Origin of the sequence: Marinomonas sp. MED121 (genome assembly GCF_000153025.1) — a bacterium.
Classification (GTDB): Bacteria; Pseudomonadota; Gammaproteobacteria; order Pseudomonadales; family Marinomonadaceae; genus Marinomonas.
This window is the reverse complement of the sequence record NZ_CH672432.1, coordinates 346,310-368,471: the sequence shown is the minus strand read 5'-3', so window position 1 is coordinate 368,471 and position 22,162 is coordinate 346,310. Positions and strand designations below refer to the sequence as shown.

Sequence of the window (22,162 nt, the reverse complement as noted above, 5' to 3'; positions counted from 1 at the left end):
CAAAAATAGTGGCAGAAGTTGAATTGCTTTAACGGCAATGTATTGGCTTGATTGCTCTAGATAAAAAAAACCGCGATTTTATCGCGGTTTTTTTTATGCTCAAGTCAACGCTTGAATCTTCGTTATTCGCCTTCGAAGGCACATAGACTATATACAGGGATTTGCAGGTCGCTAATGATCTGACTGCCCTTTAGATCCGGTAGATCAATAATGGCAGAAACTTCCATAATGCTCGCGCCCTGTGATTGTAATAAGCTTATTGCTGCGCATAATGTACCGCCGGTCGCAATAAGATCATCAAATAACAATACTTGATCACCTTCCTTGACGGCACCTTCTTGAATCTCAAGTTCAGCTTCCCCATATTCAAGGGCATACTTTTGAGAAATCGTTGCGCCTGGCAATTTACCCTTTTTACGAACCAAAATTAGCGGTTTTTGTAGCTCATAAGCCAGTACTGAGGCAATTAAAAAGCCACGAGCATCTATGCAGGCAATATGGCTGATTTCTTTGTCAATGTATCTGTGAATATAGGCATCTACTACCATTCTCAAACCCTTTGGGTCTGAGAAGATAGGGGTAATATCCCTAAAGCTGATGCCTTTTTTAGGCCAGTCTTCAACGGTTTGGATTAAAGATTTTATGTAAAAATCGTCGTAAAGCATTGTATCGCCTTGTGTTATTTGTCAAATGCTTTCGATTTTATCACAATCTTCAGACATGCCGATTAATTTTTGCATCTGATCTAGGTCTATGATGCTGATTTCTTTTCCGTCTACTTGGATCATGCCATTCTTCTGGAAACGAGTAATAACACGGCTAACTGTTTCTACTGCTAGTCCTAGATAATTGCCAATTTCACCACGAGACATGGCCAGTCTAAATGAGGTGGCTGAATAGCCTCGCTTTTTAAATCTTGCGCTCAAATTCAGTAGAAGTGAAGCTACTTTCTCGTCAGCATTTTTCTTACCCAGAAGAACCATCATTTGTTGGTCGTCACAAATTTTGCGGCTCATCACTTTGAATAATTGATGTTTTAATGTTGGGATTTGCTCAGAAAGCTGTTCTAAGTTAGAGAATGGTATTTCGCATACTGTCGTTGTTTCTAAGGCTTTTGCAGAAACTGGGTAAACATTTTTATCAATACCGCTAAGGCCTAATAGTTCACTTGGGCAGTAAAAACCTGTAATTTGTTCTTCACCTGAATTGGTAATGTTAAAGGTTTTAAGGGTGCCTGTTCGAACGGCGTAAACCGATTCAAATTCGTCCCCTTGGCGGAATAAAATGTCGCCTTTTTTTAGGGGTTTTTTGCGTTCAATGATCTGATCTAAGCGGTTCACATCATCATCCGCGAGTGAAATTGGTAAGCATAAAGCGCTTAAACTGCAATTTTGGCATTGTGATGTGAGCTTACTGTTGAAGCGAGCGTTATTAAGAGCTAAAGACATATTGATCTCCCTGAACTTGATCTATGTTTCTAAATTACTTTAGAGTATGAAATGACGTTGTTTAAATATCTATCAAAAGTCATGCAAATGCATCGAATTAAAAGTTTGCCGGGATCTGTTACCTTGATCATAAGTCTAGACTCACCATCAAGGGTTAGGATGCCGTCTTTTTCGAGTTTTTGAAGCGCAATGAGCTCATTTTTAAAGTATGTTTTAAATACGATACCAAACTCACTCTCTATTTCGCTTGTGTCTAATTCGAAGTTGCAAATTAAAGACATAATAACTCTATGTCTTATTTGGTCATCACGATTACTTACGTATCCCTTCATAATCGCTAATTGACCATTTTCTATGCTTTTGCGGTAATCTTTCGTAGCTGTATGGTTTTGTACATATGTGTGACCAATTTGGCTAATTGCTGATGTGCCAAAAGCAATGAGGTCACAATTTGAATGCGTGGTGTATCCTTGAAAGTTTCGTTTAAGTTCTCCTTGATTTTGAGCTTTGGCTAATGAGTCATTTGGTTTTGCAAAATGATCCATGCCAATATACTGATAACCTGCATTGGTCAGCATTTCAATGCATAACTTCAAAATGCCAAGTTTCGTGTGGCTATCCGGTAATTGTGCCTCTGGAATGAGTCTTTGAGAGGCGAAACGCTTTGGTAAATGAGCATAGTTGAAGACAGATATACGATCTGGACTAAGCTCAATAACCTGATTAAGTGTCTTTGTGAAGCCCTCTTGGGTTTGGTAAGGCAAGCCATAGATAAGGTCAAAATTAATAGATTGATAGCGCAGCTCACGACTTTTTATCATTAGGCTTTTGATAAGCTCATAGCTTTGTACGCGATTAATCGTGGTTTGAACGCGCTTATTGAAGTCTTGGATGCCAAAGCTTAGACGGTTGAATCCTAATTCTCTTAAACCTTCAAGTTTATCTTGGTCAATTTCTCTTGGGTCTACTTCAATAGAGTATTCGCCTTCATCATTATCAAGCATGTTAAAGTTTTGCTTTAAATAATTCATCAGTTTGCTAAAGGCGCTAAGAGATAAAAATGTTGGAGTGCCTCCACCAAAGTGAAGTTGGCGAACTTCCCTGTCTTCACTGATCATGAGTGACTTCAAGCGTATTTCTTCAATTAAGAGCTCTAGGTATTCATCCCCTTTTTTATAGTTAGACGAAATGACTTTGTTACATGCGCAGTAGTAACAAAGCTTGGCGCAATAGGGGATGTGAAAATAAAGACTCAGGGGTTTATTTGACGGCATTAGCATTTTTTCAATGAGTGAAAGTTTGCTGATATTTGCATCAAATTGTGGGGCTGTAGGGTATGAGGTGTATCTAGGACCAGAAATATTATATTTTTGGATTAGTTGTGTATTCCAGAGCATTTAAGTGTCCTATTAAAAATTCTTATAGTATTTTAACTGCTTGGGAATAATGAAAATTGATATATGTCAGGCTTTTTGTTGTGACAGGTCTAATAAATGCTTAAAAAAGTGTGAGGCTGAGCTGTATCAAGTTTTGAGTATAAGGCAGGGTCCATAAAGCATAAATAAGCATAAAACTGCCACTGATTTTGTCGAGATGCAGTTTCTTCCAATTTTCTTTTAGACCGTTGCTAAATATGCCTGTCGCTAGCATAGCGGGTAATGTGCCTAGCCCAAACCCAATCATCAAAACAGTGGCTTCAATAGGTGTGGCCCTTGCTGAAATCCAAATAAGGCTTGAGTACACTAGGCCGCAAGGTAGCCAGCCCCAAATAAAACCCGCTAAGAAAGCATGTTTTGTACTCTTTATTGGTAGTAGGCTTTTGGCAATAGGTGACAATAAGCGCCATATTAGCGTGCCAACTTTTTCAATCTTAATGATTAACTGAGATTTTTTTAAGAGGTATAGACCCATTAAGAATAAAATGATGGCAGCCAGTGTTCTTAGATAATAGCCAGCATCTTCATAGTAATTGCTAAAGGTTTGAAAAAAGAAACTAAAAAACAAGGTGAGGAAGGTGTAGCTTGTTATGCGGCCAGCGTTATAGGTTAGTTGAATTTTTAAGTGTTGTGACTTTTCTGTATTAAATGAAAGTGCACTAATAATGCCGCCACACATACCAAAGCAATGTCCAGCGCCAGCAAGTCCAATCAAAAATGCGGTAATGAAATCAAAAGCGTCAATCATTTTTTATCGTTGTCGTCTTCTTCGAATAGAATGCGTTGGCCTTCTCGGTCTAAATCATCAAATTGATCTTTTTTAACTGCCCAGGTAAAAATACCGACTGCAATAAATACGAATAAGGCAGCAATGGGGATGAGTAAATATAAGCTTTCCATGATTGGCTCCGATCGTTATTTTGAGAGACGGCTGGCGTTTAACGCAACAAGTAGTGAGCTTAATGCCATACCAATTGCGGCTGCCCAAGCCGGTACATAACCCATTATGGCTGCTGGAAGCATGATGGTGTTATAACTTGCGGCCCAAAATAGATTTTGTTTGATAATGCGCTGGCATTTTTTTGCCAATCTTATAGCGCGATTTATGGTGTTAATCTGGCTGTTGATGAGAATGGCGTCGGCATGTATTTTGGCAAGGTCTGAGCTTGAGGCCATAGCAATTGAAGTGTTTGCACCGGCTAGTGATGGTACATCATTAAGCCCATCACCTACCATTAGTATATTGGATTTATTGCTTTGTGAGTTTAGCCAATGCCATTTATCTTCAGGTGACATTTGGTATTTGAAATGATCAAACTCTTTTTCATCCAGTACCGCATTTGCTGAGTCTTGTGTGTCGCCCGTTAATAGGCTGACGGTGATGCTGTCTTGCCTTAAGTCACGAATGGATGTTTGGCAATTAGGCCTAAGTCTATCTTGTAATAGTATGGTGGCAATAATCCCTTCGTCTTGTTTTGCAAGATAGATAGTAAGACCTGCAAAATGACTTTCATCTACTTGGTAGCCCCAGTCAGACATGAAGTTTGCATTCCCAAGTCGATATCTCGCCTTGTCTATCATGCCTTCAACACCTAAGCCTGTCACATTTCGAATGTCTTTGGCTTTATGTTTAGTGTGTTTGTTAAAGGCTTTTGCAATGGGGTGAATAGAGCCAAGCTCAAGGGCGCTGGCAATGGCAAGGCTTTCATCTTTATCAGTTGAAACTACTTGGTGTATTTCAAATTGGCCATGTGTCAGTGTGCCGGTTTTGTCAAAAACAATGTGTTTGCAACGGGCAAGAGATTCAATCACATGCCCTCGGGTCACTAATAAACCAATATCTTTTAATTTGTTAGTGGCAGAGGTTAGCGCAACGGGAGTGGCTAATGAAAGGGCGCAAGGGCAGGTAACAACAAGAACGCTAATCATGATCCAATAAGCTTCATCTGAACCTGCGAGTGTCCAACCGATAAAGGTTGCACTGGCGCACAAAAGCACCAAAATTACAAAGTAATGGGCGACATTATCTGCAATCTTGGCTATTTTAGGCTTTTCGCCTAATGCTCTATCTGTCAGGCGCTCAATTGCTGCAGCCCTTGTTTGCTTGCCAATGGCTGTTACTCTAATTTCTATGTTTTGTTCGACATTAATAGTTTGCGCGACAACGCTTTGTCCTAAGGTTTTATTGGTTGGAAGGTATTCACCTGTAAGGCTAGACTCGTCAACGCTTGTGTTACCTTTGGTAATAACGCCATCAACTGGAATATTCTCTCCAGATTTGATCGCGATAATATCATTAATTGAAATTTTGCTTAATGGTACTTCGGTTGCTTGCCCATCTTGAATAAGCCATGCGCTGGAGAGTTCTTGTTGATTGCGATTATTGGAGTGAGATTTATGTCTGGCGGCTTCTTCTAAAAAACGCCCAAGTAAAAGGAAAAAGGTGAACATGGTGACAGAATCAAAATAAACATGGCCTGTCCCTGTGATCATCGAATAAACGCTTGAAATGTAGGCAAGGCCAATACCGAGAGAAACGGGCAGATCCATAGTGAAATGGCGCGTTTTCAAGTCTCTTAGTGCGGCTTTAAAAAAAGGGAAAGCCGAGTAGAGTACGACCGGTGTGGCAAAAATAAAACTAGCCCATCCCAATAATTGTTTGAAGTTATCATGCATGCCTTGCATGTCGCCCGCATAGATGGCAATGGCGCTCATCATGACTTGCATCATACCCACGCCGGCAATACCTAAGCGTATGATGGATGTTTTTTTTGATTGTTTTATATCTAAATCAGATTGATCAGCTCGATAGGGGGTTGCTTGATAACCCAGTTTTTGTACTTCTTGTGTGATTTCAATGATATCAAGAGTGTCAGGTTGCCATTCGAGTGTTGCAAGTGACGTGCTGAGATTAATGTGAATGCTTGAAACGCCCTCAAGTTGTTTGAGTCGGGTCTCAATAAGCCAGGCGCAGGCAGCACAGGTCATGCCTTTTAAACTCATCTGAATATGATGAGTATCATTGTCTATATAAACATAAAGGGGGTAGAGATCGGGGTCTTTGATAAGCGAGAACTTGTTATCAAGTTTATCATGCTCTAATGCGCTCTCAGCTTTTTCTGTTCTGTGCTGGTAATAGCTGCTCAGGTCAGCGCCTTTAATGAATTCGGCGATAGCTTGGCAGCCATAGCAGCAAAAATCGACAGTGTTATTGTCGATTTCGCTTTGTATATTTAAATCTTGGGGAACATCTTCACCACAATGATAGCAAGGCTTTAGGATCATGGTGTGAATTGAGTGGTATCAGACTTGGATAGATTAAGTCTAGCGCCAACTTGCCAGCCGGCTTCTGATTCTAAATACAGATTCCAAATACCGGAAATAGATTTCGTTAAGTTGCCTCTATAACGGTTTTCGGCAATACGAATTAACTCAATGGTAAAATCTTTATCTGAAATGGCTGAGTTATAAAAATTAAGGGAAAGTGTTTCGGCCTGTGCGTTCTCGCTGGATAAGATGACTTCGCCTGTCGTGTTATCAATAACAATAGAGCCGCTTATGTTTAGCTCTCCCGCAAGTGTTCGCTTATCAAGCACGGTATTGATACCAAGGCCTTCTTTATAATAATTGTCCACTACCATGTCGTTAGGGGAGTTTAAGGCATAAGAGACTTGTACTACAGCAACCAGCATTGAGCTTACCGGAATAGCGATAACGAACCAGGGCCAGAATTGTTTGTACCAAGGAGTGGGAGTCACGTAAAATATACCTCTTATTAAAGGCACCCAATGAATGAGTGCCTTGTGTTTATATCGTTAATTTACTGGCCCAAGAAAACGGCTTTCTGTGGTTTTACTCACATCGAACCCTTCATCTATTGAGCTGATTGTGAAGCTGATCTTGTTCTTTTGTACTTTCAATACATGTGGTGGCACCTGGATTGAAAGAGGAATTGAACGAACTTCGCCTGATGTTACATAAATCTTTTTGCGACCAATCACTTTAAGACCATCTAATCCTTCAACCTTTAATCTAAAGGTGTGATCTGATTGATCCATGTTCATGACTTTAATGGTATAAATATTTTCAATCATGCCGCTTGGAGTCGTATTATATAGACGATTTCTATCCTTTAAAACATCTAATCCAAGTGCTTCTCTATCTGTTGCAATATATCCGAAGCTAGCAACCATAATAAAGAGTGCGATTGCATAACCAATTGATTTTGGTCGCCAAACTTTTGTTTTCTTGCCTTCTAAGCTGTTTTCTGTGGTATAGCTGATTAACCCTTTAGGGTAATCCATTTTTTCCATAACAGAATCGCAAGCATCAATGCATAAAGCGCAGCCAATACATTGTATTTGCAAGCCATCTCGAATATCAATTCCAGCAGGGCAGACATGAACACATTGATTGCAATCGATGCAATCGCCTAGGTTGAGTGCTTCTAAATCGGCTCGACGTTTACGCTTGCCACGATTTTCGCCACGTACTTCGTCGTATGAAATAACTAAAGTATTAGTGTCAAACATGACAGATTGAAAGCGTGCGTAAGGGCACATGAATGAGCATACTTGTTCTCTCATCCAGCCTGCAAATAGGTAAGTGGCGCCAGTAAAGAAAGCAATCCAAAAGTAAGCCCAAGGGTGAGCTTCTAAGGTGAACATTTCAATGCTGAGTTCTCTAACCGGGGTGAAATAACCCACAAAGCTAAAGCCTGTTAGGGCGGCAAAAAGAACCCAGAGACCGTGCTTATTAAGCTTCTTGATGAATTTAGAGCGCGACATAGGTTGCTTATCAAGCGCTATGCGTTGATTGCGGTTACCTTCCGTTTTCTCTTCAATCCACATAAAGACTAAGGTCCAAACCGTTTGTGGGCAGGTATAGCCACACCAAACTCGGCCGAAGAGTGTTGTCATAAGAAAGAGGGCGAAGGCCGCTATGATCAAGAGCCAAGCCAGTAAAACAAAATCTTGTGGCCAATAAGTAACATTAAAGATGTGAAATTGACGGCTTGGTAGGTCAAAAAAGACGGCTTGTCTATCGCCGAGGTTTATCCAAGGTGTCAAAAAATAACCAGCCATCAAAACCCAAAGAATCTTAGTCCTTATAGATTGAAAGAAGCCTTGAATGCGGCGGGTATAGATTTTTGTGCGTTTTTGATAGAGGTCATATTCAACCACATCATCATCGAGGTTTTTTAATGGGATCTGCTGACTCATAGCCATTCATCCTGTTAACAGATTAATAGAATAGTGCGATAGAGGGGATAATACAGAAAAGGAGAGAAAAGCGAGTGTGACATGGTGTCACACTCGCTTAGATATTACTCTTGGTGAGAAAGGCTATAAACGTAAGCAGAGACAATGTGTGCTTTGTCTTCGCCTAGAATATCTTTCCATGCTGGCATTTTACCTGCGCGACCATTACGTAATGTTTGCATGACTTGCTGTTCAGAACCGCCATATAACCAAATATCATCGGTTAGATTTGGTGCGCCAAATAGCTTATTACCTGCCCCATCTTGACCGTGACAAGCGACACAGTTAGTGGCAAAGATTTCCTTACCTTTAGCTGCTGCTTCAGGGTTGGTTTCTTTTCCAGAAAGGCTAAGAACATACTGAGCGGTTTCATTAATGCCTTGTTCGCCTAGGGTTGCGCCCCAAGCTGGCATCGCTGCGATACGGCCATTCATAACAGAGTGCTTGATGTCAGCAGTAGCGCCGCCATATAGCCAGTCATTGTCTGTTAGGTTAGGGAAACCATAACTACCTGTTGCTGCTGAGCCGTGACAAATTGCACAGTTATTTGAGAAAAGGCGTTGACCTAGGCGCATTGCCTTATCGTCTTGGCTTAGTTCTTCTAAATCTGTGCTTTGGTATTTAGCAAACATAGGGCCAAATTCTTGCTCAGCTTTAGCGACTTCGCGCTCATATTGGTTGATCTGAGTCCAACCAAGTAGGCCTTTAAAGTTACCAAGGCCTGGATAGAGTGCTAGGTATACCAAAGCAAACACAACAGTGATTACAAATTTCCAGTACCACCAACGTGGTAGTGGATTGTCAAGCTCTTCGATGCCATCGTAAACGTGGCCAGTGGTTGGCACTTCACCGTTTGCATGTTTCTTGTTGCTTCGAACACTTGCTAACAACCAGTAGCAGCCAAAGATAGAGCCAAGCGTAATGGCAATGATCCAGCCGCTCCAAAAGGGCGTTAATTCATTCATTTTTGTTTATTCTCCACGGATTGCTTATTTGGCATATCTTCATCCTCATCAAAAGGAAGGTTAGCGGCTTCGTTGAAGTCACCTGTTTTTCTTTTGCTGAAAGCCCATAACGTAACAGCGATAAAAGCGATAAAGGCTAATACTGTTGCGATACTTCTAAGCGTATTAATGTCCATAATTGAGTCCTAGCGTTTGATTACTGTGCCAAGTTGTTGCAAGTAAGCAACGAGCGCATCAATCTCACGTTTGCCACGAACGTCTTCTTTCGCTGTAGTAATTTGTTCGTCAGTAAAAGGTACGCCAACAGAACGTAAAGCTAGCATTTTGTCAGCCGTAGTATTGCCGTCAAGGGTGCTGTTAAACAACCAAGGGAAGGCGGGCATATTTGACTCAGGTACCACATCACGAGGATTGTACAAATGAGCACGATGCCATTCGTCACTGTAACGTTGACCCACTCGAGCTAAATCTGGACCAGTTCGTTTTGAGCCCCATAAATGTGGGTGATCATAAACAGACTCACCAGCAACACTATAAGGGCCGTAGCGTTCAGTTTCAGCTCTAAATGGACGAATCATTTGAGTGTGACAACCAACACAGCCTTCACGAATGTAAATGTCACGACCTTCAAGCTCTAATGCTGTTAACGGCTTTAGATTCTCAACAGGTTGTGTTGTCTTTTGCATAAAGAATAAAGGAACGATTTCAACCATAGCACCGAAGCTGATCGCAACGATGATTAGGGCAATCATAAGGCCTATGTTCTTTTCGATTATTTCATGACGCATTTAAAAGCCCCTTATGCTGCTTGTGTATTTGTTGAATGAGCAAGTTCTTGTTCTTGCTTGCAAGCACGTACAGTAAGGTAGGTGTTAACTGCCATTAATAGCATACCTGTTAGGAACAGGACGCCACCAATAACACGTACTGTCCAACCTGGCTTACTTGCATCAACGGCTTCAACAAAGCTGTATACAAGTGATCCGTCTTGGTTGAATGCACGCCACATTAGACCTTGCATAATGCCGTTTACCCACATAGATGCGATGTAAAGTACAGTACCAATTGTTGCTAACCAGAAGTGAACGTTAATCAGTGTGATTGAGTGCATTTCGCCCGCTTTACGGCCGAATACTACTGGCATCATGTGATAAACCGCACCAATACTTACCATAGCAACCCAGCCTAATGCACCCGCATGTACGTGACCGATAGTCCAGTCAGTATAATGAGATAATGCGTTAACCGTTTTGATTGCCATCATCGGGCCTTCGAAGGTAGACATGCCATAGAAAGACAATGAAACAACGAGGAAACGTAGGATAGGGTCAGTACGAAGTTTGTGCCAAGCGCCAGATAGTGTCATTACACCATTGATCATACCACCCCAAGAAGGTGCAAGTAGGATCAAAGACATAACCATGCCAACACTTTGTGTCCACTCAGGCAGTGCTGTGTAGTGTAAGTGGTGAGGTCCAGCCCAAATGTAAAGCGAAATCAAAGCCCAGAAGTGAACAATTGATAAGCGGTAGGAGAATACAGGGCGACCCGTTTGCTTAGGTACGAAGTAGTACATAATGCCTAGGAAGCCAGCGGTTAAGAAGAAACCTACAGCATTGTGACCATACCACCATTGAACCATGGCATCGATTGCGCCAGAGTAAATAGAGTAAGATTTAAATAAGCCTGCTGTAACAGATAAGCTATTAAAAATATGAAGTACTGCTACAGTGACAATGAAGGCACCAAAGAACCAGTTAGCAACATAAATGTGCTTCATCTTACGCTTCATGATAGTGCCAAAGAAAACAATGGCATAAACGACCCAAACAAGCGTGATAAGAATATCAATTGGCCATTCTAGCTCTGCGTATTCTTTAACTTGAGTAAAGCCTAGAGGAAGAGTAATTGCAGCAGCAACGATCACAGTTTGCCAGCCCCAGAATGTGAAGCTTGCTAATGTATCAGACCAAATACGTGCTTGAGTTGTTCTTTGCACGACGAAATAAGATGTCGCGAAAAGTGCGCAACCGCCGAATCCGAAGATTACTGCGTTAGTGTGTAACGGTCGTAAACGACCAAAGTGAAGGTATTCGATACCTGCGAAAATGTCTGGCCATACGAGTTGCGACGCAATTAAAACGCCTAACCCCATGCCAACGACACCCCAAACGACTGTCATGATGGTGAATGCACGCACCACACTATAGTTGTAGGTTGGATGATCAAAAGCTGTGCTCATAGTTTCTTCCACAATCCACGAAGAGTGATTGACCTTGTAATTAAATGAAATGCCCGTATTAAGTTACATCTCACGGCAAACTTTTAAAGCATCACTAAAAAAGTTGTTAATGATTTGTAAGTCATACTGAAGCGGTGAGTAAACTAGCCGCGCTATTATAAGCGTTTTTGATCATTTTTCTATTGAAGTAAGTTGTTTTTAATGGCTTTTCTTTGTCATATGGCAATATTTTTATGAGTTATTTTTCTTTTTATATGGCCCATGGTGCAGGCCTTGGCCATGGTGGTGGATTTTTGAACAGATTTGCTGTGACATTTTGTCGCACTCATAAAATCAACTACATCCCACTTACTTTTGACTACATGAAACAAATAGAGGCAACAGATAAGCGTAGACCACCGCCAAAATTTGCGCAATTAGTCGAAGAGTTTGCGTCATTTCTGAATCCAGATGCAAAAGACGGATCAATAATAGTGGCGGGTAAATCCATGGGGGGAAGGGTGGCGACTCAGCTGTCATCCGATCCAAGGGTTGCTGCGATTGTGTGTTTGGGCTTTCCTTTTCATCAGCAAGGTAAGCCGGACAAGCATAGGTTAAGTTTTTTGGAACATATGCAAAAACCTTGTCTTATTATTCAAGGTACACGTGATGCGTTTGGAAAACCTGCTTGGGTAGAGCAACATACATTGCATAAGAATATTAAGGTGCATTGGTTTGATGGGGCGGATCATGATTTCTCTGTGTTAAAATCCACAGGCAAAGATCAAGATCAAATAATGAGTGACATTAATCTCATTATTTCTAAATGGCTTGCTGCACAATTATCCGTTTAATTTATAGTGCAGTACCAAGGTTTTAATTGTAAAGGAGTTTTGATGGATACTATTGAGCATCATAGTTTTTTAGATGCAGTTGGACTTTATTGTCCAGAGCCTGTGATGTTGTTGCATGTTGAAATGCGAAAAATTAAAGCAGATCAGATACTTAAAGTAGAGGCGACTGACCCTTCTACTACCCGTGATATTGTCAAATTCTGCCAATTTTTAGGGCATGAGTTGATTCAGCAGAAAGAAGAAGATGAACATTATTTTTACTGGATTAAAAAGAAAAAAAGTGAATTGAGATATAACTAAATATCAAATTTCACATAGTGGAGAAATAACAAAAAATCATATCTGTAATTGTTTGTTTTGTGCACGAATCTTTCATATTCTCGATTTTCCATAAAAATAAAAAGCGGCATTACGCAGCCATAAGATAGTTTCTTTAATAAACTGTCATTATGGCGCGAGCCTCGAAAAGGAAAACAATATGTTAAAGAAATCAATAGCAGTGGCTTGTCTTGTGTCATCATCTCTTTGGTCTGTCAGCTCTCAAGCTGGGTGGTTTTCATCTTCAAATGATGATTATACCCAAACCAAATATCCCATTCTTTTAACTCACGGCATTTTAGGTTTTGATGAAATGCTTGGGGTCGATTACTGGTATAAAATCCCACAAACCTTATCCTCTGAAGGCGCTGAAGTGTATACCACTCAAGTGGCTAACAGTCAGTCTGTCGAAGTACGCGGTGAGCAGCTTTTAGCGGAAGTGGAAGATATTATTGCCGCCACTGGCGCAGATAAAGTGAATTTAATTGGCCATAGTCATGGTGGGCCAACCGTGAGATATGTTGCTTCTGTCAGACCCGATTTGATTGCTTCAGTCACCTCAGTTGGTGGCGTAAATAAAGGCTCAGATGTGGCCGACTTTGTCCGCAATGCGGTTCCTGAGGATTCTGCTGCTGAGGCGGTTTTAGCTGGTTTAACAACGGCATTAGCGACTGTGATTGATTACCTTTCAGCAGGTGGTTATGAGCAGGATGTTTTATCCATGCTTACCTCGCTCACAACAGAAGGGTCATTGGCCTTTAATGAAGATCACCCTCAAGGTGTGCCTACCACAGCCTGTGGGGAAGGCGACTACAGTGTTAACGGGGTGAATTATTACTCTTGGAGTGGTGCCAGTGCGTTTACCAATGCACTGGATCCAAGTGATTACCTACTGGGTTTAACGTCTGTGTTAATTGACGATAGTAAGAATGATGGTTTGATCGAAAGCTGTGATAGTAATTTGGGCATGGTTGTTCGAAATGATTACAGCATGAACCACCTAGATGAAGTGAACCAATTTTTTGGTATCCATCATTTATTTGCGACAGATCCACTGACTGTCTATCGCACACATGCAAATCGTTTGAAAAACGCTGGCCTTTAAAGAGGGGGCAGTGAGTTTATGAAGCATTCCCTTATTAAGAAGCTAGGTCTCATTGCATTTGCGGGTGCGGCCTTTCTTGGTTTGGCGAATTGGGTCGGTGTCGCGTATATCGCGGCACCTGTTCAAATGACGTCTAATCAAGATAAATTAAAGGTTGAGAAAAATAGCGATAGTGCTCATCTGATAGATCCAAAAACACATGTTTTAAAAGAAACTGTCGTCGCTAATATAGAGAAAGAACTTAACCTAAAAGATAACCCTGCTTTTAGTGACTACCAGAATAAAGTGAGATGGTTGGCGGAATCTTCCTCCCTGCGTGGTACGCAAGTGGGCGGAGCTTACCCAGTAGATGCAGAAGGGCGCTTGGTTGCACATATTAGTATCAAGCAGCGATTTGATTACTTTATGACATTATTAGGTGAGCTTTCCTATGGGCAACTGATTGACTTAATCAAAGAAGATATTCGCCAATCTCTAGTTGATCCAGCACAAAGTGAAGCCTTAGCTTTACTTGAGCAATATCAAGCCTATAAATACGCCCTTAAAACATTAGATGATGAGTTCTCACAAGTTCATGTGGCCCTGACAGATAGAATGGCCATTGTAGAAAGGCAAATTTCCCTTTATCAAGCCATAGATCTATTGAGGTATGAATATTTTGAACAAGACTATAGGCAGGCATTTTTTGCGGATGAGATCGCGAGTGAACAAGCATTAATTGCAAGTTTACAAGGTTCAAACACGCAAACCGATTCAAATGATGGCGATAAGTTAACCCAAGTTATCTCACGATTGGAGTTGCAAAGCGAAGAGAATGGTGAAGATTTATTTGTCCTTCAATCCCAAGCATTTGGGATCGAAGCTGCGCAAAGGCTTGCTAATGTTAGAGGCTCTAGGCAGGTATTAAAAACCAAGGTGTTAGCTTTTATGGATCAAAAAAAGGCAATTCAAAGCTCAAGTCTTTCTCTTGACCTTCAACAACAAGAGATTGAAAACTTAATCGCATTAAACTTTTCCGATAGTGAAAAGAAGCGATTGGCCACTCTTGAGAAAATCTATCAGTGAAGCTTGTTCATTTAAATGCTACAAGTGAATTTATTTTATCTTGTTGAATTACATAAGAAAAATAGAGTAAATTGATATGAGAAACTTGGCTGTAATAAGTTAAAGCAGTTTATTAAGCGGTTGACATGGATAGATTCACGAGGCACTATCCACGCAAAATTTGCTTAACAGCAATACAGATTTAGTTAGTCGGGGTGCTCTTTTGAGCTGAGACTGAGGCTTGCCTCTAGACCCGTTGAACCTGACCCAGTTAATACTGGCGTAGGGAACTGGCAAGCCTCATTTCTATATAGACAATCTCAATCAGTCTGTCTTATTTAGGCTCCAGTTTTATTAGGAGCCATATATGTACACACATAATCAACCTCACATCTCTTTAACCATTGCAGGCTCAGATAGCGGTGGTGGCGCTGGTATTCAGGCAGATATTAAAGCCATGTCGGCTACCGGCTCATATGCATGCTCTGTGATAACTGCGCTTACGGCGCAAAATACACAAGGTGTGACTGACATTCATCCGGTCCCGCAAGCGTTTGTTAAAGCCCAATTAGAAAGCATTTTCTGTGATATGAAAGTTGATGCGGTTAAAATTGGCATGCTTTCAGACGCGGATACCATTTATATGATTGCTCAGATGCTTAAAAAGCATCAACCTAAGGTTATTATTCTAGATCCAGTTATGGTCGCAACAAGCGGCGATGTTTTATTAGAGTCTAAAGCAATTTCCAGTCTCGTGAATCACTTAATCCCCTTAGCGGATTTAATTACGCCAAATCTATATGAAGCTCAAGTCTTATTAGGACGTGACCTTAATGCTTTTCCAAAATCAAACGCAGAATTAAAAAACACCGCACAAGGGCTTTTAGCGCTGGGTTCTCAAGGTGTTTTATTAAAAGGTGGACATATGGACGCCCAAGACAGCACAGATATTTGGGTGACTGAAAACCAAGTTGACTACTTCTCTAAAAAAAGGGTGTCGACAAACAATACACATGGCACAGGGTGTACCTTGTCATCAGCAATAACGAGTTATCTCGCTCAAGGTTTTTCTATGTCTGAATCAATTAGGAAAGCTAAGGAATATATTTCTCAAGCCTTGGTTGCCGCTAAAGACTACCAGTTAGGTCAGGGAAGTGGGCCGGTCGATCATTTCTTTATGCTTAATCAGGCCTGATAAATGATTCAGTCTAATCAGTTAGCTTCTTATTCAGATACACAAGATGAGTATCTGATAACGGCAAGCCTTAAATATGAGCAGCACCTTGATTACGTCTATCAAGATGTCGAGCTGCGCCTGCCTTTTAATCAAGTAACATGTTTATTAGGGCAAAGTGGTTGTGGTAAGTCTAGTTTGCTAAAACATTTGGTTGGGCTTCATAAAAGTGTCTTCTTGAATGAGCTGGCCATACAAAAAAGTGATCAAGCAAACTTGGAAATAAAAAGCTTTCAAGAGTCGCTAGCTTATATGGCGCAACAGGATCTATTGCTGCCCTGGTTATCTGTTATTGATAATGTGCTGCTTGCTTATGATCTAAAGCGGCCAATGTTTACCAAGAAAAATCAATTCGACCCGACGTTAAAAAATCGAGCCTTATCCATTTTAGAGCAAGTGGGTTTAGCTGATAAAGCCGATAATCAGGTCTCCACTTTATCTGGTGGGATGAGGCAAAGGGTCGCTTTAGCCAGAACCTTAATTCAAGATAAATCCATTATTTTGATGGACGAGCCGTTTTCATCTGTTGATGCCATTACCCGTGATAAATTGCAGCAGCTAAGTTGTCATTTATTTAAAGATAAGACTGTGCTTCTCGTGACCCATGATCCACTGGAAGCATTAATTATGGGGCACCAGGTTTTACATTTTTCAAGACATACAAAAAACGAAACGCTTTTTAATAGATTGGCGCCTATGCCGCTGCCGAGTAGCGTGCCGCCTAGAAATATTGGGTATGAAGTTTCTGGCTATCACAGTCAGTTGATGCAGATCATGCAGGCCAGACAATGAAATTAGGCATGAATGAGAGCCTTTTTCGGGTTTTAATTGTCAGCTTTGCCATCATCCTTCTATGGTGGGCACTGGTTGCAATCACTCAGGTGCCAAGCTTTATCTTGCCATCACCAGAGAAGGTGTTCAGTAGGCTTTGGCAGTTAACGGATGTCTTGTATCCACATTTTTTAGTGACTTTGATTGAGATCATATTTGGTGTTGTACTTGGTGTAAGTGCAGGTTTAATTTTTGCCATTCTAATGGTTTATTTTAAGCCTGTTCGTCTCTGGTTATTACCTGTATTGCTTTTCAGTCAAGCCATTCCTGTCTTTGCGATAGCGCCAATTCTTGTCTTGTGGTTTGGTTATGGAATCGCCTCTAAAGTCATTATGGCGGCTGTCATTATCTTCTTTCCCATTCTAATGACCTCTTTTGATGGGCTCAGACAATCATCAAAAGATTACCTTGAGCTTGCTCAGTCAATGCGGGCTAACCGCTTAAGTATCCTCTTTAGAATTCAGTTGCCAGCAGCACTGCCTGTTATGGCATCAGGGTTTCGTATGGCAATGGTGGTTGCTCCTATTGGTGCCATCATAGGTGAATGGGTTGGGTCTTCCCAAGGCCTTGGTTACTTCATGCTTTATGCCAATGCACGTATGCAAGTGGCAGACATGTTTGCTGCGCTATTTCTTCTCTGCCTGCTTTCGATCTCACTCTATTATCTTGCCGATCAATGTCTCAAGAAACTGATCTTTTGGCAGCAAGATAATAGTTAATAGTTAATAGTTATCACCCTTAAATAAGAGAAAAATAATGTCCATGTTGAAAAAGTTAAATGCATTAATAGCGGGCTCATTACTAAGTTTGAGTATTCAAGCGCAAGAGAGCATTGATGTGATGCTAGATTGGTTTGTTAACCCAGACCATGCTGCCTTGATTATCGCAGAGCAAAAAGGTCTGTTTAAAGAGCAAGGGTTAAGTGTCAACTTGCAAGAGCCAGCAGACCCTAGCATGCCGCCTAAATTGGTTGCTGCGGGCAAGGTTGATTTCGCAGTGACTTACCAACCAGAGCTGATTCAAAATGTCGCACATGGATTGCCTCTTACACGTATTTCAACTTTGATAGCAACACCCCTTAATACGCTAATGGTATTGAAAAATGGTGATATTAACTCTTTGGCTGACCTTAAAGGTAAGTCAATCGGCACAGCAATTTCTGGCGGCGTGAGCGAAGCAACAATCGGTGTGATGCTTGAAAACTCAGGTCTAAGTTTAAAGGATGTGTCAGTCATCAATGTTGGTTGGGCTTTATCAAGCTCATTAGCTTCTAAGAAAGTCGATGCTATCTATGGTGGTTATCGTAACTTTGAAATGCATCAGCTGGCGATGGAAGGTTATGAAGGTAAGGCCTTTTTCGTAGAAGAAGAAGGGGTTCCTCCTTATGATGAGTTAGTTGTTGTGGCTAATTCTACGTCAGTGAATAAAGCGCAAGTGGCTAAGTTTAATCGCGCATTAGAGCTGGCAACCCAATATATCGTTAATCACCCAAATGATGCGTGGGAATTATTTAAATCCTACAAGAAAGACCTTGATACCAAACTTAATCAACTGGCTTGGAAAGATACCCTGACGCGATTAGCGCTTCGCCCAGCCGCTTATGATGCAAACCGTTATCAGTCATATGCTGAGTTCTTACAATCAGCTGGCATCATTTCAAAACTGCCAAATACTAACGACTACCTTTTTTAATGGGTATTTAACCTATTTTAAGTTCCGGGTTTTAGTGCTGATTTTAGCTTTTATTTGAGTGTTAAAGCCCTTTGGAGTGATTTTTATGTCAGATGAAAACATGATGAGCGAAAACTTGATGTCCCTTAAAGGGTTTAATCGTCTCAATGAAATGCTAGTTAAGCCAAATGAAGCAGATTGGTTGGCGTATACGCAGCATGATTTTGTCAATCAGCTAGCAGCAGGGTGTTTGTCAAAACCTGCTTTTCAGCATTATTTACAGCAAGATTATTTATTCCTTAAACAGTACGCCAGAGCCTATGCATTGGCTATTTATAAAAGCGATTCGATAGAAGACATGCTTCCTAACCTCGCATGTTTAACTGGCTTGATAGAAAATGAAATTCAGCTGCATATTGGTTGCTGCAAAGAATGGGGTCTTGAAGAGCAAGCGATCGACGAATTAGACGAAGGTGTCGCGACTGTCGCTTATACGCGTTTTGTCTTAGATGCAGGGCAAGCGGGTGATCTAACTGACTTGCTCGTTGCACTGGCACCTTGTGCACTAGGTTATGCGCAAATTGGTTTTAGTCTAGATCAAGATATTAAAACCTTAAAACAAGGTAATCCTTATTTAGAATGGATTGAGACCTACGCATCAAGTGAGTTTATTGAATCAGCCTTGGCGCAAATGACACATTTGGAAAGCTTATTACAAAGTATTTCAGCAGATTCATCGCGCTGGGCTAAGTTAAGTCGTATTTTTGCCACAGCCACCAGGATGGAAGCTGCATTTTGGCAGCAAGGTTTAGATGTCAATGAAGGTTAATATTGTCGGTGCGGGTGTTGCTGGTTTGTCCCTTGCTTGGCAGCTAGCGCAACAAGGTATTGAGGTAGAGATGTTCGAGCGAGGATCAAAGGTGGGTGAAAAAGCCTGCTCTTGGTTTGCTGGTGGTATGTTGGCGCCTTGGTGTGAGGCCGAAAATGCCGAACCTGTTGTGCTCGAATATGGTAAAGCGTCATTAGTTTGGTGGCAAAATGCCTTAGGAGAAGATTTTGTTGATGCGAAAGGCACTTTGGTCTTTGCACAGCAAAGAGATAAAAAAGAACTTAAGCGTTTTGCAAGACGCACACACGGCTATGAAGTGGTGGGTCACGATGTTATTGCCTCACTTGAGCCTGACCTAGCGTCTCAATATCAAGAAGCACTTTTTTTTAAAAATGAAGCGCATTTAGACCCTAGAAAAGCCTTAATTAGATTATCAGAGGTTGTTCAGAAGTTAGGGGTTAAGATTCACTTTGAGCAAGAGATTGAACCAGAAGACCTCTTGCCAGAAAAGGTGGTGGATTGTCGAGGTTTTAATGGGGCTAAGGCTTTAGAAGGCCTAAGGCCAGTGAAAGGTGAGATGTTATTAGTAAAGACGAATGAAATATCGCTTTCTCGCCCTGTTAGACTGCTTCATCCAAGAATTCCTCTGTATGTTGTCCCCCGTGATAATCAAAATTTCATGATAGGTGCCACCATGATTGAAAATGGTCATGGTAATCAATTCAGTGTGCGCTCAATGTTAGAACTACTTGGCTCTGCTTATGCCTTGCACCCAAGTTTCGCTGAAGCTGAAATAATTGAAATGGGCGTTGATCTAAGACCTGCATTCATCGACAACTTACCAAGAGTAGAAAGAAAGAACCAAATTTGGCGTATTAACGGCCTGTATCGCCACGGTTATCTGTTAGCACCTTACATGGCGAAACTCGCAGCTGATTCCATTATTAATGATAAAGATGAAATTGAAAAACTCGCCGATTTCAAATTGAAGGAAGATAGGGCATGAAGATATTTTTAAATGGGATGCAAACCCAAGTTGATCATACTGAGCTTGAGGCTGTTCTGGTTCAATTAGGTTATCAAGATGTAACGATAGCAACCGCAATTAATGGTGATTTCGTTCCCTTATCACAGCGCAAACATACACAGATTAATGAAGGCGATAAACTTGAAGTATTAGCGCCGATGCAAGGTGGATAGCATGTTAGACGTTTACGGTGAAAAATTTAGCAATCGATTACTTTTAGGCAGTGCTCAATACCCATCACCAGCCATTCTTTCTGAGTCAATCAAACAGAGTCAGAGTCAAATTGTCACTGTCTCACTAAGGCGTGAAAGTGGTGGTGACCTTGCTGGGCAAGCCTTTTGGCAAATTATCCAAGACTTAAAGCTTAAGGTCTTACCCAATACGGCCGGATGTTACACAGTAAAAGAAGCCGTCACCACGGCGCACATGGCCCGAGAAGTTTTTAATACGGATTGGGTGAAGTTAGAGGTCATTGGTGAAGAAGATACCTTACAGCCAAATGTGTTTGAGTTGGTCGAAGCGGCCAGAATCTTGGTGGAGGATGGCTTTAAAGTCTTTCCTTATACCACTGATGATTTGATTGTCGCTGAGAAGTTATTGCAAGCAGGTTGTGAAGTCTTAATGCCTTGGGGGGCGCCAATTGGCTCTGGTCGAGGGTTAAATAACCCCTATGCGTTAAAGACAATGCGTTCGCATTTTCCTGATACGCCTTTAATTGTTGATGCTGGTATTGGCGTTCCTTCCCACGCGTCTCAAGCTATGGAGATGGGGTTTGATGCTGTTCTTCTTAATACAGCGGTGGCAGGGGCGGGAGATCCAGTTGCTATGGCTAAGGCTTTTAATTTGGCGATAGAAGCTGGTTTGCTCGCATTTGAGGCTGATCCAATTGATGCTAGAGACATGGCAGAGCCTTCAACGCCTATGATGGGGAAGGCTTTTTTAAGCTAATTCGCTTAGTTTATAAATTAATTAGGGGGTTATTAGACTGGTCTCTTGATTGCACAAATAAGATGAAAAATAGAATGAGTAGCGCAATGACACAGTTAGACAGATTTTATCCCATCTTTGATTCTTATGATTGGCTCGAAAGGCTAGTGCCACTGGGAATTAAACTAGTACAGCTTAGAATTAAAGATGAAAGCCAAGAGCGTATTAAGGCACAAATAGTGGAAGCGAAAGCATTATGCTATCAATATGACTGCCAGCTGGTTATCAATGACTACTGGCAACTGGCGATAGAATTAGGTTGCGACTATGTGCATTTGGGACAAGAAGATCTTGATGTGGCTGATATTGAGGCGATTAAATCTGCGGGCATTAAACTCGGCATAAGCACCCATTGTGAAGAGGAGCTGGAGCGTGCTTTAGCGTTAAACCCTGATTACATTGCGTTAGGGCCAGTGTATCCAACCATATTAAAGAAAATGAAATGGCACCAACAAGGGGTTGAGAAGTTAACGCTTTGGAAAGCGCAAATCGGACAAATTCCCCTTATCGCTATTGGTGGCATGACGATTGAAAGATCTAAGGGGGCATTTGAAGCCAAAGCAGACAGTGTTGCGGCAGTGACTGACATTACTTTGAACCAAAATCCTGAGCGGCAAGTTCAAGCCTGGTTAGCAGCAACGCGCTAAAAATTGCCAAATCTCTTCTTTGAACTAACTGTGTAAAAAATACCCAGTTAGTTCCCTTTCTTTGAAATTTGGGTATTTTCGGCTGAATCATACTCAGTTTGTTCTTTGGATTACTCGTTCGTTGGTTTTTCAATAAATCCTGTTTATATTGCTTCAATTCTGACCAAAAGGTCATATAGTGAACTTTTGGTTCTACAATCTGAACCTCTATTAAAAATATATGCCTTGTCATAATGCTTTGGCACAAGCCTTGTAGGTTAATTATTCACCAATTGTGATGCTAA

At 41.3% G+C, this 22,162-nt stretch carries 25 protein-coding genes and 1 riboswitch; of the genes, 13 read left to right on the top strand and 12 right to left on the bottom strand.

The window, feature by feature from the left end:
• Positions 1 to 122 precede the first annotated feature (122 nt).
• From MED121_RS16940 to ccoN, 12 genes are all read right to left on the bottom strand, one after another.
• Positions 123 to 665, bottom strand: coding sequence for an adenine phosphoribosyltransferase (locus tag MED121_RS16940; protein WP_009834967.1), 543 nt, complete (start codon positions 663 to 665; stop codon positions 123 to 125).
• 21 nt (positions 666 to 686) lie between these two features.
• Positions 687 to 1,448 carry a fumarate/nitrate reduction transcriptional regulator Fnr gene (gene fnr, locus MED121_RS16935; protein WP_009834966.1) on the bottom strand — a complete coding sequence of 254 codons (762 nt, stop codon included), beginning with the start codon at positions 1,446 to 1,448 and terminating at the stop codon, positions 687 to 689.
• Between the two features lie 29 nt (positions 1,449 to 1,477).
• On the bottom strand, positions 1,478 to 2,845 hold the full coding sequence (hemN, locus tag MED121_RS16930; protein WP_009834965.1) for an oxygen-independent coproporphyrinogen III oxidase: 1,368 nt from the start codon (positions 2,843 to 2,845) through the stop codon (positions 1,478 to 1,480).
• Between the two features lie 100 nt (positions 2,846 to 2,945).
• On the bottom strand, positions 2,946 to 3,632 hold the full coding sequence (locus MED121_RS16925) for a sulfite exporter TauE/SafE family protein (RefSeq protein WP_009834964.1): 687 nt from the start codon (positions 3,630 to 3,632) through the stop codon (positions 2,946 to 2,948).
• Complete coding sequence (ccoS, locus tag MED121_RS16920; RefSeq protein WP_009834963.1) at positions 3,629 to 3,784, bottom strand: cbb3-type cytochrome oxidase assembly protein CcoS; 156 nt, start codon at positions 3,782 to 3,784, stop codon at positions 3,629 to 3,631. The genes MED121_RS16925 and ccoS overlap by 4 nt, the downstream gene beginning before the upstream one ends.
• Before the next feature lie 15 nt (positions 3,785 to 3,799).
• Positions 3,800 to 6,169, bottom strand: a complete 2,370-nt coding sequence (locus MED121_RS16915) for a heavy metal translocating P-type ATPase (protein ID WP_009834961.1) — start codon at positions 6,167 to 6,169, stop codon at positions 3,800 to 3,802.
• Positions 6,166 to 6,642, bottom strand: a complete 477-nt coding sequence (locus MED121_RS16910) for a FixH family protein (RefSeq protein ID WP_131470997.1) — start codon at positions 6,640 to 6,642, stop codon at positions 6,166 to 6,168. Before MED121_RS16910 ends, MED121_RS16915 begins: the two co-directional genes overlap by 4 nt.
• A gap of 57 nt (positions 6,643 to 6,699) precedes the next feature.
• On the bottom strand, positions 6,700 to 8,106 hold the full coding sequence (ccoG, locus tag MED121_RS16905) for a cytochrome c oxidase accessory protein CcoG (RefSeq protein ID WP_036180967.1): 1,407 nt from the start codon (positions 8,104 to 8,106) through the stop codon (positions 6,700 to 6,702).
• Positions 8,107 to 8,210: 104 nt separating this feature from the next.
• The gene (gene ccoP / locus MED121_RS16900; protein WP_009834958.1) at positions 8,211 to 9,110 is read right to left on the bottom strand and encodes a cytochrome-c oxidase, cbb3-type subunit III; all 900 of its coding nucleotides are present in this window, start codon (positions 9,108 to 9,110) and stop codon (positions 8,211 to 8,213) included.
• Positions 9,107 to 9,286 (bottom strand): CcoQ/FixQ family Cbb3-type cytochrome c oxidase assembly chaperone, encoded by a 180-nt coding sequence (locus tag MED121_RS16895; protein WP_009834957.1) that lies wholly within the window; start codon positions 9,284 to 9,286, stop codon positions 9,107 to 9,109. Before MED121_RS16895 ends, ccoP begins: the two co-directional genes overlap by 4 nt.
• Before the next feature lie 9 nt (positions 9,287 to 9,295).
• The gene (gene ccoO, locus MED121_RS16890; RefSeq protein ID WP_009834956.1) at positions 9,296 to 9,898 is read right to left on the bottom strand and encodes a cytochrome-c oxidase, cbb3-type subunit II; all 603 of its coding nucleotides are present in this window, start codon (positions 9,896 to 9,898) and stop codon (positions 9,296 to 9,298) included.
• An 11-nt stretch (positions 9,899 to 9,909) separates the two neighbouring features.
• Positions 9,910 to 11,352: a cytochrome-c oxidase, cbb3-type subunit I gene (gene ccoN / locus MED121_RS16885; RefSeq protein WP_036180965.1), complete on the bottom strand. Its 1,443-nt coding sequence runs from the start codon at positions 11,350 to 11,352 to the stop codon at positions 9,910 to 9,912.
• Positions 11,353 to 11,585: 233 nt separating this feature from the next.
• Here ccoN and MED121_RS16880 point away from each other — a divergent pair, with 233 nt between their 5' ends.
• The 13 genes from MED121_RS16880 to MED121_RS16820 all read left to right on the top strand — a co-directional run bounded on the left by MED121_RS16880 (position 11,586) and on the right by MED121_RS16820 (position 21,878).
• Positions 11,586 to 12,185, top strand: coding sequence for an alpha/beta family hydrolase (locus MED121_RS16880; RefSeq protein ID WP_009834954.1), 600 nt, complete (start codon positions 11,586 to 11,588; stop codon positions 12,183 to 12,185).
• 42 nt (positions 12,186 to 12,227) lie between these two features.
• Positions 12,228 to 12,485: a sulfurtransferase TusA gene (tusA, locus tag MED121_RS16875; protein WP_009834953.1), complete on the top strand. Its 258-nt coding sequence runs from the start codon at positions 12,228 to 12,230 to the stop codon at positions 12,483 to 12,485.
• 178 nt (positions 12,486 to 12,663) lie between these two features.
• A complete protein-coding gene (locus MED121_RS16870) occupies positions 12,664 to 13,608 on the top strand; it encodes a triacylglycerol lipase (protein ID WP_009834952.1) in 945 nt (314 codons plus the stop codon).
• A gap of 18 nt (positions 13,609 to 13,626) precedes the next feature.
• Positions 13,627 to 14,673, top strand: a complete 1,047-nt coding sequence (locus tag MED121_RS16865; RefSeq protein WP_009834951.1) for a lipase secretion chaperone — start codon at positions 13,627 to 13,629, stop codon at positions 14,671 to 14,673.
• A gap of 180 nt (positions 14,674 to 14,853) precedes the next feature.
• Positions 14,854 to 14,958, top strand: a riboswitch (TPP riboswitch).
• Between the two features lie 61 nt (positions 14,959 to 15,019).
• A complete protein-coding gene (gene thiD, locus MED121_RS16860; protein WP_009834950.1) occupies positions 15,020 to 15,847 on the top strand; it encodes a bifunctional hydroxymethylpyrimidine kinase/phosphomethylpyrimidine kinase in 828 nt (275 codons plus the stop codon).
• Between the two features lie 3 nt (positions 15,848 to 15,850).
• Positions 15,851 to 16,678, top strand: a complete 828-nt coding sequence (locus MED121_RS16855) for an ATP-binding cassette domain-containing protein (RefSeq protein WP_009834949.1) — start codon at positions 15,851 to 15,853, stop codon at positions 16,676 to 16,678.
• A complete protein-coding gene (locus MED121_RS16850; RefSeq protein ID WP_009834948.1) occupies positions 16,675 to 17,436 on the top strand; it encodes an ABC transporter permease in 762 nt (253 codons plus the stop codon). The genes MED121_RS16855 and MED121_RS16850 overlap by 4 nt, the downstream gene beginning before the upstream one ends.
• Positions 17,437 to 17,473: 37 nt before the next feature.
• Complete coding sequence (locus MED121_RS16845; protein ID WP_116371653.1) at positions 17,474 to 18,409, top strand: ABC transporter substrate-binding protein; 936 nt, start codon at positions 17,474 to 17,476, stop codon at positions 18,407 to 18,409.
• A gap of 85 nt (positions 18,410 to 18,494) precedes the next feature.
• Complete coding sequence (locus MED121_RS16840) at positions 18,495 to 19,217, top strand: TenA family protein (RefSeq protein WP_009834946.1); 723 nt, start codon at positions 18,495 to 18,497, stop codon at positions 19,215 to 19,217.
• Positions 19,207 to 20,223, top strand: coding sequence for a glycine oxidase ThiO (gene thiO / locus MED121_RS16835; protein WP_009834945.1), 1,017 nt, complete (start codon positions 19,207 to 19,209; stop codon positions 20,221 to 20,223). The genes MED121_RS16840 and thiO overlap by 11 nt, the downstream gene beginning before the upstream one ends.
• Complete coding sequence (gene thiS / locus MED121_RS16830) at positions 20,220 to 20,417, top strand: sulfur carrier protein ThiS (protein WP_009834944.1); 198 nt, start codon at positions 20,220 to 20,222, stop codon at positions 20,415 to 20,417. The genes thiO and thiS overlap by 4 nt, the downstream gene beginning before the upstream one ends.
• Position 20,418: 1 nt before the next feature.
• Complete coding sequence (locus MED121_RS16825) at positions 20,419 to 21,192, top strand: thiazole synthase (RefSeq protein WP_009834943.1); 774 nt, start codon at positions 20,419 to 20,421, stop codon at positions 21,190 to 21,192.
• 74 nt (positions 21,193 to 21,266) lie between these two features.
• Complete coding sequence (locus MED121_RS16820; protein ID WP_009834942.1) at positions 21,267 to 21,878, top strand: thiamine phosphate synthase; 612 nt, start codon at positions 21,267 to 21,269, stop codon at positions 21,876 to 21,878.
• Positions 21,879 to 22,162 lie beyond the last annotated feature (284 nt).

Excerpts from the sequence above, each read along its gene's own strand:
- MED121_RS16940 (WP_009834967.1), bottom strand. The coding sequence starts at position 665 with ATGCTTTACGACGATTTTTACATAAAATCTTTAATCCAAACCGTTGAA.
- thiS (WP_009834944.1), top strand. The coding sequence starts at position 20,220 with ATGAAGATATTTTTAAATGGGATGCAAACCCAAGTTGATCATACTGAG.
- MED121_RS16850 (WP_009834948.1), top strand. The coding sequence starts at position 16,675 with ATGAAATTAGGCATGAATGAGAGCCTTTTTCGGGTTTTAATTGTCAGC.
- MED121_RS16855 (WP_009834949.1), top strand. The coding sequence starts at position 15,851 with ATGATTCAGTCTAATCAGTTAGCTTCTTATTCAGATACACAAGATGAG.
- fnr (WP_009834966.1), bottom strand. The coding sequence starts at position 1,448 with ATGTCTTTAGCTCTTAATAACGCTCGCTTCAACAGTAAGCTCACATCA.
- MED121_RS16870 (WP_009834952.1), top strand. The coding sequence starts at position 12,664 with ATGTTAAAGAAATCAATAGCAGTGGCTTGTCTTGTGTCATCATCTCTT.
- tusA (WP_009834953.1), top strand. The coding sequence starts at position 12,228 with ATGGATACTATTGAGCATCATAGTTTTTTAGATGCAGTTGGACTTTAT.
- MED121_RS16925 (WP_009834964.1), bottom strand. The coding sequence starts at position 3,632 with ATGATTGACGCTTTTGATTTCATTACCGCATTTTTGATTGGACTTGCT.
- ccoP (WP_009834958.1), bottom strand. The coding sequence starts at position 9,110 with ATGAATGAATTAACGCCCTTTTGGAGCGGCTGGATCATTGCCATTACG.
- ccoO (WP_009834956.1), bottom strand. The coding sequence starts at position 9,898 with ATGCGTCATGAAATAATCGAAAAGAACATAGGCCTTATGATTGCCCTA.
- MED121_RS16825 (WP_009834943.1), top strand. The coding sequence starts at position 20,419 with ATGTTAGACGTTTACGGTGAAAAATTTAGCAATCGATTACTTTTAGGC.
- MED121_RS16915 (WP_009834961.1), bottom strand. The coding sequence starts at position 6,169 with ATGATCCTAAAGCCTTGCTATCATTGTGGTGAAGATGTTCCCCAAGAT.
- thiD (WP_009834950.1), top strand. The coding sequence starts at position 15,020 with ATGTACACACATAATCAACCTCACATCTCTTTAACCATTGCAGGCTCA.
- ccoG (WP_036180967.1), bottom strand. The coding sequence starts at position 8,106 with ATGAGTCAGCAGATCCCATTAAAAAACCTCGATGATGATGTGGTTGAA.
- MED121_RS16845 (WP_116371653.1), top strand. The coding sequence starts at position 17,474 with ATGTCCATGTTGAAAAAGTTAAATGCATTAATAGCGGGCTCATTACTA.
- MED121_RS16895 (WP_009834957.1), bottom strand. The coding sequence starts at position 9,286 with ATGGACATTAATACGCTTAGAAGTATCGCAACAGTATTAGCCTTTATC.
- thiO (WP_009834945.1), top strand. The coding sequence starts at position 19,207 with ATGAAGGTTAATATTGTCGGTGCGGGTGTTGCTGGTTTGTCCCTTGCT.
- ccoS (WP_009834963.1), bottom strand. The coding sequence starts at position 3,784 with ATGGAAAGCTTATATTTACTCATCCCCATTGCTGCCTTATTCGTATTT.
- hemN (WP_009834965.1), bottom strand. The coding sequence starts at position 2,845 with ATGCTCTGGAATACACAACTAATCCAAAAATATAATATTTCTGGTCCT.
- MED121_RS16820 (WP_009834942.1), top strand. The coding sequence starts at position 21,267 with ATGAGTAGCGCAATGACACAGTTAGACAGATTTTATCCCATCTTTGAT.
- MED121_RS16865 (WP_009834951.1), top strand. The coding sequence starts at position 13,627 with ATGAAGCATTCCCTTATTAAGAAGCTAGGTCTCATTGCATTTGCGGGT.
- MED121_RS16840 (WP_009834946.1), top strand. The coding sequence starts at position 18,495 with ATGTCAGATGAAAACATGATGAGCGAAAACTTGATGTCCCTTAAAGGG.
- ccoN (WP_036180965.1), bottom strand. The coding sequence starts at position 11,352 with ATGAGCACAGCTTTTGATCATCCAACCTACAACTATAGTGTGGTGCGT.
- MED121_RS16880 (WP_009834954.1), top strand. The coding sequence starts at position 11,586 with ATGAGTTATTTTTCTTTTTATATGGCCCATGGTGCAGGCCTTGGCCAT.